We start from the raw sequence: 13,065 nt of genomic DNA, 5'->3' as shown, positions 1-13,065 counted from the left end.
TAAACATATACAACTAAACTTAGTCTGGATTTTCAAATACTACTTCTCCATATACTTAGACAATACCACCCTATTCTCAGCCAAGCTCCTCTTCATGTCTATGATGCGCTGGTTGGAGCTTCCTCTAAACTTTAGGCTCAAATCTTTAAGCTCAAGTACGAACTTACCGTCTACAAGCACATCTATATTGTTAAGAATATCCATAGTGTGCTCATCATGACAGCGGGAATTAGAGACGTCAAGCAGCTCTTCAAGGGTATAGCCTGAAAAGAGCCAGATGGACTTCTCAGGTAAATCAGCTTTAATCCGCTTAACAAGTCCTGCTACTCCTCTCTGATTGCGGACTTCCATAGGCTCTCCGCCAAGAATTGTAAGCCCTGCTATAAATGATGGAGAAAGGGAAGATATAATCTCCCCTTCTACATCGGTAGTATATTCTTTGCCTGAGTTAAAATCCCAAGCCATTTCATTGAAACAGCCCTTACAGTGGTGAGTACAGCCACTTACAAAAAGGCTTGTCCTCACTCCCGGTCCATTGGCTATGTCAAAGTATTTTATTTCACAATAATTCATCATAAATGAAGAACTCTCTCCGCTATCTCCTGTGTACGTCCCTGATTCCAGTACTGAGTACCTATATAACCACAGGTACGTCTTGCAACATTCATCTTATCCTGGTCTCTATTACCGCAGTTTGGGCATTCCCAAACAAGCTTGCCATCTTCATCATTAACTATCTTGATTTCTCCATCAAAGCCGCAGCACTGGCAGTAATCACTCTTTGTATTCAACTCAGCATACATGATATTGTCATAAATATACTGCATAATAGAAATTACAGCCTCTACATTGTTGCTCATATTAGGTACTTCCACATAGCTTATAGCTCCACCCGGAGAAAGCTTCTGGAAGTCAGACTCAAACTTAAGCTTTGAAAAGGCATCAATCTTCTCTGATACGTGTACATGGTAGCTGTTGGTAATATAATTTCTATCAGTTACACCCTCAATAAGCCCAAATCTCTTCTGTAAGCACTTTGAGAACTTATATGTAGTTGACTCAAGAGGGGTACCATATACTGAATAATCAATATTTTCTTCCTTCTTCCACTTATTACAAGCCTCATTTAACTTCTCCATAACCTTAAGAGCAAATTCCTTACCCTCTGGCGAAGTATGGCTTGCATCCTTCATATATCTTGTCATCTCATACAGACCTGCATAACCTAAGGAAATGGTTGAATATCCATTGTAAAGGAGTTCATCTATCTTCTCTCCCTTAGCAAGTCTTGCTATGGCACCATTTTGCCATAGAATAGGTGCAGAATCTGAAAGTGTCCCAAGAAGCCTGTCATGTCTTGCTCTAAGTGCTCTGTGGCAAAGCTCAAGACGCTCATCAAGGATTCTCCAAAAATCCGCTTCATTTTTCTTAGATGAGCAGGCAACATCAACAAGGTTGATGGTTACAACACCCTGATTGAATCTTCCGTAGTATTTATGCTTATTTTCATCATAATTTTTAGCCTTAGCTATATTGCCTACTCCCTCATCAGTAAATCTATCAGGTGTAAGGAAAGAACGGCAGCCCATGCAAGGGTAAACATCACCCTTTTCCCTGAGCATAATCTTCTCAGATATATAGTCAGGTACAAGGCGTTTAGCAGTACACTTTGCTGCAAGCTCAGTAAGATAATAATACTTACTGTCCTTGCCTACGTTATCCTCTTCAAGTACATATATAAGCTTAGGGAAAGCAGGGGTAATCCATACTCCCTTTTCGTTCTTAACTCCCTGCATACGCTGATTGAGCATCTCTTCTATCACAAGGGCGAGGTCGTCTCTGATACGACCCTCAGGCACTTCATTCAGATACATAAATACAGTAATAAAAGGTGCCTGACCGTTGGTTGTCATAAGGGTAATAACCTGATACTGTATAACCTGTACTCCGCGTCTAACTTCTTCACGTACTCTAAGCTCGGCAACCTTTTCAATCTTCTCGGTATCAAGCTCTACTCCCGCTGCAGCAAACTCTTTTGCAACCTCTACACGGTACTTCTGTCTGCTTACATCTACAAAAGGTACGAGGTGGCTAAGAGTTATGCTCTGTCCGCCATACTGATTACTTGCTATCTGAGCAATAGCCTGAGTAGCGATATTGCAGGCAGTTGAGAAGCTTCTAGGTCTCTCAATCATAGTCTCAGATATAACAGTACCGTTTAGAAGCATATCTTCAAGGTTTACAAGGCAGCAGTTATACATGTGCTGTGCAAAATAATCGCTGTCGTGAAAATGTATAATACCTTCTTCATGTGCCCTTACTATATCTTCAGGAAGTAAGAACCTTCTGGTAATATCCTTACTTACCTCACCTGCCATATAGTCTCTTTGAACACTGTTAACTGTAGGGTTTTTGTTGGAATTCTCCTGCTTAACCTCTTCGTTATCACATTCAATAAGGCTTAGTATCTGGTCATCTGTGGTATTGGCCTGACGAACCAAAGCCCTCTTATATCTGTATGTAATGTACTTTCTGGCAACCTCATTCTTGCCGGTTTTCATAAGCTCATTCTCAACTAAATCCTGTATTTCCTCTACACTAAGCGCTCTGCTCATACCGGAGCACACCTTAGTAACATTCTCTGTAATTGCGAGAACTTCTTCCTCTGTAAGTCTAAGGTTATCGTTAACCTCCTTGTTCGCCTTTCTTACAGCAACGGTAATTTTATTGCCGTCAAAGGTATTTTCCTGACCACTTCTTTTGATAATCTTCACGACTTCCACACTCCCTCAGATATAATTTCCGTTCCAAACGCCCACTATGGGCAGATTTCGGCGGTTTTAAATACAAGTTATTGTTAAGCAACAGTAGTACAATACAATATCTTGTGTCCGTGACTACTATGATAATATATTCTACAGGAAAATGAAAGACCTTTTTAAAATATAATAACGACTACCAATTAATATAATTTTCTTATAGCTGTAGAATGATTTTATTCTACAATAGTAGTTATTTTAAGTATTCTAAGCTTGTCTCCTGTGACCTTAAAATTTACCTCATAAGAAGCAAACCTTAAGCCATATACCCTTGATTCATCACTGTTTTGATATGATGGTCTTGGATCTAAAGACAGTACTTTTATAAGTGCTTCTCTCTTATCATCGCTTACCTTACTAAGTTCTAAGCTCTCTTCCTCAACCTGAAGTCTATGTTCTTTTGTAAATTCAGTATAACCTGAAAGTGCATCTGTATGACAGTCTGCATAAGGCAGATATGGCTTTATATCATATATCGGTGTTCCATCCAGTAAATCAGCACCTCCTACGGTAAGTACAGGACCAATCTCTGTCTCTTCAACAGATATCAGCCTTACACTTGATAGTCCTATTGGGTTAGGCCGGTATGGAGACCTCGTTGCAAATACCCCCAAATGTTCATTCCTAGGAAGCCTCGGAGGCCTTACGCTTGCCTTAAAGGTATCTGTAATAGTTTCAGAAAACTCCCAAATCAGCCAGATATAGTTAAACCCGCTTAGTCCCTTAAATGCATCTATATTTCTATATTCAGGCTCAAATACTATCTTAGCTGTTAGCTCATTTACAAGGCCGCTTTGCCTTGGAATCCCGAATTTATCCTTAAAGTCTGACTGTATCCTAGCTATTATCTTCATTAAACACCCTTAATTATCCAAATTATATTCTTATCTTTTCTAATCTTTCTTATCTTTCTTATCTTTCTTATCTATGCTTAATATTATTATACATACACCTCATGCCTACCTATATCTTCTGCTTATCTGTTATCAAACTTACTTTGTATGCACATATTGTCTAGCTATATCTTTATTTTTGTCCATTTACCCTGTCTGAAGCGTATTTCCGAGAAAATGAACCTGCTGCACTGATCCCCGACTATACCAAACCATATACCAACTATCCCCATGCCTAGCACATAACCAAAAAAGTAAGATACAAATGTCCTTATTATGGTTACACTTATGGTAGAGGTTATTGCAGTATAAAGGGTATCTCCTGCTCCTCTTAGGGCACCTATGTAGACTACGCTTGGGATTTGGAAGATGATTGCAGCTATCAGCACGTGGCTTATGGTAATTCCAATATTTATTACTTCAGGATTGTCAAAGAACATTGAATATATGCCTTTACTGCCCAAAATGTAGACCACTGCAAGAACTGCGGCTATCATAATAGCAAACTTTCTACAGATAACTCCGTATTTTTTAGCCAGTTCAGGTTTTTCCTCGCCTAGACTCTTGCCAATTAATGCTACAACTGTAGACTGAATTCCGTCACCAAAGGAATATGATAGGCTTAAAAGATTCATACTTACCTGATGAGCCGCCATTTGAGAAGTACCCTGGTGAGCCGCCATTATAGCAGTTGACATAAAGCCTACTCTCATAAGAAGCTGCTCGAGGAACACGCTGTATCCTACGGAGGTAATATTTTTAAGGCAGGCAAATGTAGGCCTTATCTTTTCGGCTATCATATAACCTATATTGATAAAGCAGTCTTTTTTCATAATTGAAGCTATACTCATCACACTGGCAACCACTGTCCCAAAAACTGTAGATATGGCCGCTCCCGCTATTCCAAGCTTAGGGAAGCCAAGATTACCTCCTATTAAAAGATAGTTAAACATTATATTTATTACATTGCTCACCACATTGGTGCGCATAGTAATCTTGGTATTCCCTATGCCTCTTTGTGCAGCATTTATGCTCATCTGAAGCACATTAAAAATAATGCCACCCATTATTATCCTGAAATATGTTTCACCATATTCCTTGGTATCAGGAGTTGCACCACATAAGTCCATTATAGTACCGGTAAAAGTAACCGAAATTAGGCTTATAAATACAGTAGCCAAAGTAACAAAAAGTACTCCAGTAAGGACAATCCTATTGGCGTCCTTTCTATTTTTCTGCCCGTACCTTCTTGCTACAAGAGCCGCCAAGGCCACATTGGCTGCAAAGCAGATAGCAAGCCCCAAAAACTTAGGCTGAGCAGTAATTCCAACACCTGCTACTGCATTTTCACCAAGTACGCTCACCATGTAAGAATCAATGAGTGCGGTAAGCGAAAAGAACACAGATTCTAATATAGCTGGCCAGGCCATATTCAGTATAATCCTTAACAACTTCCTATTTTCGTCTTCCATTACCCTAATTCCTTTAGCTTAATAACTTTAGTCTAGTCCTCACAGGTTAGAATTTCAAGAATGTATAAGTTTTAAACTATCCCGCAGTATTTACTTATTTGTAACGGTACTTTTATATTTTGCACCAGATATACGGTCAAATAATAACCGCTTATTTAACAACACAACAGCTATTGTATAGATTAAAAATAATATGAGTATCATAAACGTGATTAAAAATAAGCATATGTACAATAACGAGTCTGCATATTTATTAAACTCATACATCATGTTCTGCAATCCTATGGGAATCAGATAGAAGTATGCTGTTAATAATAATCCTCTAAAAATCGTACCAAACCACTTGTTTTTCTCAAAATAAAGTCCAAATCTAAGTAATGCACTTCCCAGTGTTTTACCGTTAAATAAAGGTATTATGGCAAAATATATTGCTATAAACACAGGAAAAGGAAGTGTTGTATGTGATATGCTATAAGGGATAGATATAATAAAGGTATCAATAATGAGCGAAAGACAAATGCGAATTCCGGAAACCCTTGCACCTGCTTCAAGCGACTTTTCATCTATAGCATCCCTTGATGGAAGAAGTTTAACGGCAAACCACCCCAGAGCATAGCCAATACAGCCTCCTGTTGTATTTTGTATAATGTCATCTATATCGCAAAGGCGGTATGAACCCGGATATATAAAGTATAGTCCCGACAATTGAGTAAGCTCAAAGAATAAGCTAAGAAGAGCTGTCAAAAGTGCTGTCTTCTTAAAGCTGCACTTAAAATAATATCTTAAGTACACTCCAAATGGTATTAACATAAGGACATTAAAAGCCGGCACATAGAAAGTCGAGTGTTTTAATGCCATAAGCCAGGTCGCAGGCTTAGACAAAACAAGCGGATTTTCCTTTATAAAATCCATCACAAATGAAAAAGGCATCAAATTAATCATATCCGTATAGCTGTGTCGCACACTGTCCCTATCCGGCAAAGGCAGAATGACCAAGAGATATATGGTTAGTAAATACAATATAAATGAATATAAAATAAGTGTACGAAGCTTATTTACAGAACCATACTTACGATAGTTAATCACCATATAAGGCAGTGTTATAAATAACGCTAAAATCGGAAACAGTATCATTGCATATGTGATAGTGCTTAAATATCCCATTTATTCTCCTTTTTCATGTGTGATGCATAGTAAAAGCAAGTGCAAAGTCCTGCTAATTAAGACTTCCTTTAGACTGCACCTCTTTCGGTTTGTAGCCCTTCTTACCCAGGCCGTCAATTATTTCCTTCTTATGCTCCATGCCATAGGATTCCATCGTGATAATGAGCTCTACGGCCGCATTTCTATTGATATTTACAAACTGGTTATGTTCAAGCCTTATTACATTGCCCTTTAGCTCTGCAATTACCTCAGCAACCCTTGCAAGCTCACCGGGACGGTCAGGAAGAAGTACAGAAACGGTAAATATCCTTCCTCTCTGCCTCAGTCCGTGCTGAACCATTGAAGACACTGTAATTATATCAATATTACCTCCACTAATGATGGATACGACCTTCTTGCCTGTTACTCCGAGCTTGTTTATGGCCGCAACAGTGAGCAGGCCTGAATTCTCAACCACCATCTTGTGATTCTCTATCATATCAAGGAAGTTTAGTGTAAGTTCTTCATCCTCTATTGTAATTATTTCATCAACATTTTTTTGGATATATGGAAATACATTGGTTCCCGGTGTCCTTACAGCTGTACCGTCAGCTATGGTCTCAACCTTCTTAAGACTGGTGACCTTTCCTGCCTCAAGAGAAGCCTTCATACAGGCTGCTCCTGCAGGTTCTACACCTATTATCTTTACATCCGGATGAAGCATTTTCGCAAGGGTAGATACTCCTGCACAGAGTCCGCCTCCACCGATTGGAACAAGGATGTAGTCCACAGTTGGAAGCTCCTTGAAGATTTCCATTGCTATAGTACCCTGTCCTGTAGCAACTACTTCATCATCAAAGGGATGTATAAAGGTCATCCCATCTTCTTTTGCAAGCTTAAGAGCATAGGCACAGGCCTCGTCATAGATATCACCATATAGAATTACCTCTGCACCGTAGGACTTGGTGCGGTTTACCTTAATAAGAGGCGTTGTTGTAGGCATAACAACTATCGCTTTTACACCAAATAGTTTGGCAGCGTAAGCCACACCTTGAGCGTGGTTACCTGCAGAAGCTGTAATCAGCCCCTTGTTCCTGTCTTCTTCAGAAAGAGTGCTTATCTTATAGTATGCTCCCCTAACCTTGTAAGCACCTGTATACTGCATATTTTCTGGCTTAAGATACACCTTATTACCACTTTGTGCAGAAAAATACTCACTGTACACAAGCTTTGTTGGGTTAACAACTTTCTTCACTGCCTCAGCAGCTTCCTCAAATTTCTCCAGTGTCATCATAATAATTACCTCTTTCTTTCTTGTTTTAGATAAGAAAAGAGGCAAATTACTGCCTCTTTTTCACTGCTCTAAGCTGACTGATGATATTGTATCACTTAAAGTCAGCTTTTACCAGTATAATTTCCCCGTATCTATGCAGTTTCTCTTTATACTACCTATAATTATTGGTTATACTGTTCGACATTAAACAAAGCTTCCACAAACTGCTCTGCATCAAACTTCTGCAAGTCATCTATCTTCTCACCGATTCCAATATACTTAACGGGTATGCTAAGCTCAGACTCTATAGCTATTGCTATACCGCCCTTTGCAGTGCCGTCAAGCTTGGTTAGCACTATACCGTTTACAGGAGCTGCTTCTGAGAACTGTCTTGCCTGTTCTTTGGCATTCTGACCTGTTGTACCATCTACAACTACAAGAGTCTCAACTGCAGCATCAGGGTATTCCTTGCTCACAATCCTATATATCTTGTTAAGCTCGTCCATAAGGTTCTTCTTATTGTGAAGACGGCCTGCGGTATCGCAGATAAGCACATCTACATTACGGGCCTTCGCAGCATTTACTGCATCAAATACAACAGCAGCTGGATCACTGCCCTCACTCTGTGCAATGAGCTCCACATCTGAACGTCTTGCCCATTCAGTAAGCTGCTCTATGGCTCCCGCCCTAAAAGTATCAGCAGCGGCAACCAGAACCTTCTTTCCCGAGTTCTTAAGCTGGCTTGCAAGCTTTCCTACAGATGTAGTCTTACCTACTCCGTTTACACCTATCATAAGGACAACAGACTTTTTATTTTCAAAATCATAAGCATCAGGCTTTACCTGCATCTGCTCCTTAAGGCTGTCCATAAGTAACTTCTTACAATCAGCAGGATCCTTTATCTTTAACTCCTTCACCTTGTCCTTTAAATTCTCGATAACAGAGGTGGTTGTAGTTATCCCAAGGTCCGCCATTATAAGAGTTTCTTCAAGCTCTTCATAAAAATCATCATCTATTATGTCGTGTCCCGTAAAGATGTTGGAGACACTGTTCATTATGTTGTTTCTGGTTTTTGTAAGTCCTTCTGCAAGTTTACTGAAAAATCCCATTATCTCATCCCTTTCTACTTTATATCAGCATCTATAAGGTTAACCGAAACCATGGTAGATACACCCTTTTCCTGCATGGTTATACCGTAGAGTACGTCTGCGGCATTCATTGTACCTCTTCTATGTGTAATAACTATGAACTGGGTGTTCTTTGTAAGCTTATGTAAATAATCCGCAAATCTGGTTACATTGGAGTCATCAAGAGCCGCTTCTATCTCATCAAGAAGACAGAAAGGGGATGGCTTAAGGTTCTGAATGGCAAAAAGAAGTGCAATAGCAGTAAGTGCCTTTTCACCGCCTGAAAGCTGCATCATATTCTGAAGTTTCTTTCCCGGTGGCTGTGCTATTATCTTAATTCCTGCTTCAAGTATATCCTCTCCTTCTGTAAGCTCAAGCCTCCCCTTACCACCTCCGAACAGCTCTTCAAAGGCAAGATTAAACTGCTCATTTATGTCCTTAAAGCGTTCATCAAACTGCTCTCTCATCCTTCTATCAAGCTCTTCAATAACCACCCTTAAGGCATCCTCAGCCTTTATTATGTCCTCTGCCTGAGTTTTAAGAAGCTCATATCTTGAGCCTACTTCCCTGTACTCCTCAATAGCTCCTATATTGACATTTCCAAGCTCTTTTATAAGATTCTTTTGATTGTTAATCATCTTCTTAAGGGTGAAGCTTGTGTATTCCTCATCGGTATCAACCTTATTCTTAACAGCCTCAGAATACGTTACTCCGTACTCCTCAAGCATATAGCCTACCATTGCTTCAAGGCTAGCATCAGCCTTTTCTATGATGCCTCCTAGCTTGTACACTTCTTTATCAAGGCTCGCCCTAAGCTCGGCTATTTCTTCACGCTTGTTAAAGAATGACTTATGGCTTCCTGATATCGCATCTTTCTCTGTAATAAGAGCTTTTTTATTTTTCTCAGCCGCTTCAATTTCTACAGCGAGGTTTTCAATTTCACTTATAAGCTTCTCGATTTCAGTCTGCTTTTCTTTAAGGCTGACTGCAATTTCTTCGTTCTGCTTCTTAAGCTCAGAGATCTCTTCCTCAGCAGATTGCTTATCTCTGTTTATTCTTACAAGATTTTCATTTATGAAGTTCTTCTCAGTAAGTACAGTACTTTCAGCTATCTTAGACTGATTTATTTTTGCATTTATCTCAGCTATCGACCTGTCTGTCTCTTCAATTTTCTTAATAATATCATCAAGTTCTACAGACTGCGCTTCATTTTTATCGTCAGAAGCAATTATGGCACTAAGTCTTTTTATTTCTTTTTCCGTGAAGTCACGCTCTTTATCAAGATTAATACCATCAAGCTTAATCTCGTTAAGCCCTTGTTCAGTCTCAGATATTCTATGCTCAAGCTGCTTTCTTGCATTTATTTCTGTATTAAGGCTAACCTTAAGTTCAGACATGTTTTCCTTGTAAATTGCAAGACTCTGCTTAGTATCAGATAGCGAAGCTCTAATGCCTTCAAGCTCCTTTTTAAGCTCTTCATACTCATTTTCAAGAAAAACAAGTCCCTCCTTCTTCTCCTCAATTTCTCTTGCTCTTCCAAGCAGATTACTAGAGTTTTTAAATGCACCACCTGAGATAGAGCCTCCGGGACTTAGCTGCTCTCCATCCAGGGTAACTATTCTTAAGAAATACCTGTATTTTCTGGCTATTCTTGTAGCTGAGTCCATATTGTCGGCTACAAGGGTACGTCCTAGGATGTGGCTTACAAGACCTGCATACTTAGGCTCATACTCAACAAGGGAGGCAGCCACCCCTATTATCCCCTCTTCATTAAGTGCACCGCCGAAGTTACCCGGGTTATGAAGTGTCATAGCATCAAGAGGGAGAAAGGTTGCCCTTCCAAGCTTATTTTCTTTAAGCCAGGTAATGGTTCGCTTTGCAGTAGCTTCTTTGTCAGTGACTACATTTTGGATGGCACCACCAATTGCAGTTTCTACAGCTGTCTCATACTTTGGCTTAACCTTTATAATGTCAGCAACAACACCTATGATTCCTGTTTCTTCCTTCTTATGCTCCATTATACGCTTTACGGCATTGCCATATCCATCGTACTTTTCAGCCATATTCATAAGGGAATTAAGTGTAGCCTTTGCACCAAGGATAACCCTTTGCTTATCTGATACTTCCTTTTCTTTCTTTGCTCTGTCTCCTGTAAACTTTTCGATAAGCTCCTTGGCATCAGATTCTACAGCCTCAAGTTTTAAGAGATTTGCAGTAAGTTCATTAATCTTTTCAGATGCAGAGTCATACTGAGACTTAAGACCATCGTTTGTTTCTTTATTTCTAAGTATCTTCTGATTAAGCTCCAGCTTTTTTATCTTATTCTGTTCAAGATTTGCCTTATAGAGCTCAATCTGACCTGCAGCCTCAGCCTTTTCTTTGTCTTTTCCTGCCTTTTCGCTAAGCTTATACTCTTTTTCCTTTTCAAGGTTAGCTTTTAAGCCAAGTTTAGCCTCCAGTTCCTCATTTAGCTCGGACTCTTCTTTTGCAAAGTTATCCTCTTTCGTAATAATTTCATTAAGCTTAAGGTTCACTTCGGTTTCTTCTTTTGTGCTGTTATCAAGCTTTAACTGAGCCTGTTTGAGCCTTTCAGCATTGTTTTCAGAGTTTTTGTTTATGGAGTTAATCTGCTCCTTTATAAGCTTAAGTTCACCGTCAGCCTTCTCTCTTGCAACCTGATTCTCAGCTATTAGATTTGAAGTTTCATCAATCATCCCTGACTTTTCATTTAACAAGGCTTCAAGCTTCTCATACTCTTCCTTTATGCCCTCATACTTTGTATTTGCCTCATTAAGATTGTTTTCCGCCAAAGCCTTATCTGACTCCGCCTTAGATTTAGCATCAGCCAAATGGTCATATTCGTTGGTAAAATTGATAATCTCATATTTCTTTAGGTCATCCCTGTAACTAAGATATAACTTTGCAGCCTCAGCCTGCCTCGCAAGAGGACCAATCCGCCCTTCAAGTTCAGACATTATATCATTTACTCTGGCAAGATTAGCGCTTTCCTCTTCCAGATTCTTAATGGATTCAGCTTTTCTTTTCTTAAACTTGGTTATTCCTGCGGCTTCATCAAAAAGCTCACGCCTGTCCTCAGGACGCCCGCTTATAATCTTCTCAATCTGTCCCTGCCCTATAATTGAGTAACCTTCTTTACCAATACCTGTATCAAGGAAAAGCTCACTTACATCTTTAAGCCTGCAGTTATGCCCATTAATAAGATATTCACTTTCTCCTGAACGGTATACCCTTCTTGCAATTGTAACCTCTTCATATTCTATTGGAAGTACCTTATCTGAATTGTCTATGGTGATTGCAACATAGGCAAAGCTCTGTGCTTTTCTTATTTCCGTACCTGAGAAGATAACATCCTCCATCTTTGCTCCACGAAGCTGCTTTGCACTCTGCTCACCAAGTACCCATCTCACGGCATCAGCAACATTACTTTTACCGCTTCCGTTAGGTCCAACTATGCCTGTTATGCCACTTTCAAAGGAAAAGACAATTTTATTGGCAAAGGATTTGAACCCCTGTATTTCAACACTTTTTAGGTACATCGCTATCTTCTCCTCTTTCAGCCTTTAGTTTTAAAATTCCATTATAAGCCGCAACCTGTTCTGCCGCCTTCTTTGTATGGCCTTCGCCTATACCATACTCACGTGTGCCAATATAAACTGCTTCCTTAAACTTCTTGTCGTGGTCCGGGCCGTATTCATCCAGCAGCTTATATTTGATGGTACCTAGATTCTCACTCTGTACCATCTCCTGAAAGATAGTTTTACTATCAAAAAAGAGTTTCTTGTGTTCAATATCATTTAATACATGCCTTTCAATAAACTCTTTCGCATTAGTAAGACCACCGTCAAGATAAATCGCCCCTATAAGAGCTTCAAGTGCGTCAGAAAGTATAGAATCCCTATTTCTGCCACCTGTTATAGCCTCTCCATGTCCTAAAAGCAAATAATCAGACAAATCCATTTCTCTGGCACTGTAGGCTAGAGCCTGCTCACACACAAGCCTTGCACGAAGCTTTGTTAACTCACCCTCCTGCATATCCTTATGTCTGTTAAACAGGAATTCACTCGTTGCCAGTTCCAATACCGCATCTCCCAAAAATTCCATTCTCTCGTTGCAGTCAGACTTGGAAAGATGCTTTTCGTTTACAAATGAACTATGAGAAAATGCATTAGTAAGGAGCTTTCTATCCTTAAACTCATATCCTATTGTTTGTTCGATTTTATCGGCTTTCTCAGGTTTAATAAATAAACTCAAGTTATTTTCCCCCTTCTAAAATGAAATACCCCGCAAACATATGGCGGGGCATCAAACTTTGGTATT

Annotated in this window: 9 protein-coding genes; all 9 read right to left on the bottom strand. The window is 39.6% G+C overall.

The window, feature by feature from the left end; translation table 11 throughout:
- Nucleotides 1–39: 39 nt before the first annotated feature.
- The 9 genes from nrdG to rnc all read right to left on the bottom strand — a co-directional run bounded on the left by nrdG (nt 40) and on the right by rnc (nt 12,999).
- Complete coding sequence (nrdG, locus tag JJN12_RS05570) at nt 40–573, bottom strand: anaerobic ribonucleoside-triphosphate reductase activating protein (protein WP_208430334.1); 534 nt, start codon at nt 571–573, stop codon at nt 40–42.
- A complete protein-coding gene (gene nrdD / locus JJN12_RS05565; RefSeq protein ID WP_208428752.1) occupies nt 573–2,774 on the bottom strand; it encodes an anaerobic ribonucleoside-triphosphate reductase in 2,202 nt (733 codons plus the stop codon). The genes nrdG and nrdD overlap by 1 nt, the downstream gene beginning before the upstream one ends.
- Before the next feature lie 221 nt (nt 2,775–2,995).
- Nucleotides 2,996–3,673 carry a tRNA (N6-threonylcarbamoyladenosine(37)-N6)-methyltransferase TrmO gene (tsaA, locus tag JJN12_RS05560; protein WP_208428751.1) on the bottom strand — a complete coding sequence of 226 codons (678 nt, stop codon included), beginning with the start codon at nt 3,671–3,673 and terminating at the stop codon, nt 2,996–2,998.
- Between the two features lie 164 nt (nt 3,674–3,837).
- A complete protein-coding gene (locus JJN12_RS05555) occupies nt 3,838–5,184 on the bottom strand; it encodes an MATE family efflux transporter (RefSeq protein WP_208428750.1) in 1,347 nt (448 codons plus the stop codon).
- 90 nt (nt 5,185–5,274) lie between these two features.
- A complete protein-coding gene (locus JJN12_RS05550) occupies nt 5,275–6,348 on the bottom strand; it encodes a VanZ family protein (RefSeq protein ID WP_208428749.1) in 1,074 nt (357 codons plus the stop codon).
- Nucleotides 6,349–6,400: 52 nt separating this feature from the next.
- Nucleotides 6,401–7,621: a threonine ammonia-lyase gene (gene ilvA / locus JJN12_RS05545; protein ID WP_236013708.1), complete on the bottom strand. Its 1,221-nt coding sequence runs from the start codon at nt 7,619–7,621 to the stop codon at nt 6,401–6,403.
- A gap of 161 nt (nt 7,622–7,782) precedes the next feature.
- Nucleotides 7,783–8,709, bottom strand: a complete 927-nt coding sequence (ftsY, locus tag JJN12_RS05540; RefSeq protein WP_208428748.1) for a signal recognition particle-docking protein FtsY — start codon at nt 8,707–8,709, stop codon at nt 7,783–7,785.
- Nucleotides 8,710–8,723: 14 nt separating this feature from the next.
- Nucleotides 8,724–12,284, bottom strand: a complete 3,561-nt coding sequence (smc, locus tag JJN12_RS05535; protein ID WP_208428747.1) for a chromosome segregation protein SMC — start codon at nt 12,282–12,284, stop codon at nt 8,724–8,726.
- The gene (gene rnc, locus JJN12_RS05530; RefSeq protein ID WP_236013706.1) at nt 12,265–12,999 is read right to left on the bottom strand and encodes a ribonuclease III; all 735 of its coding nucleotides are present in this window, start codon (nt 12,997–12,999) and stop codon (nt 12,265–12,267) included. Before rnc ends, smc begins: the two co-directional genes overlap by 20 nt.
- Nucleotides 13,000–13,065: the final 66 nt, after the last annotated feature.

This window comes from Catonella massiliensis (assembly GCF_016651435.1).
GTDB classification, from domain to species: domain Bacteria; phylum Bacillota; class Clostridia; order Lachnospirales; family Lachnospiraceae; genus Catonella; species Catonella massiliensis.
Note: the sequence above shows the minus strand (reverse complement) of the source record. Positions and strands in the feature narration are given on the sequence as shown.

What these genes read in the sequence shown, in the direction of transcription:
- nrdG (WP_208430334.1), bottom strand. Translation starts at nt 573, where the DNA reads ATGAATTATTGTGAAATAAAATACTTTGACATAGCCAATGGACCGGGA.
- ftsY (WP_208428748.1), bottom strand. Translation starts at nt 8,709, where the DNA reads ATGGGATTTTTCAGTAAACTTGCAGAAGGACTTACAAAAACCAGAAAC.
- ilvA (WP_236013708.1), bottom strand. Translation starts at nt 7,621, where the DNA reads ATGATGACACTGGAGAAATTTGAGGAAGCTGCTGAGGCAGTGAAGAAA.
- JJN12_RS05550 (WP_208428749.1), bottom strand. Translation starts at nt 6,348, where the DNA reads ATGGGATATTTAAGCACTATCACATATGCAATGATACTGTTTCCGATT.
- smc (WP_208428747.1), bottom strand. Translation starts at nt 12,284, where the DNA reads ATGTACCTAAAAAGTGTTGAAATACAGGGGTTCAAATCCTTTGCCAAT.
- JJN12_RS05555 (WP_208428750.1), bottom strand. Translation starts at nt 5,184, where the DNA reads ATGGAAGACGAAAATAGGAAGTTGTTAAGGATTATACTGAATATGGCC.
- tsaA (WP_208428751.1), bottom strand. Translation starts at nt 3,673, where the DNA reads ATGAAGATAATAGCTAGGATACAGTCAGACTTTAAGGATAAATTCGGG.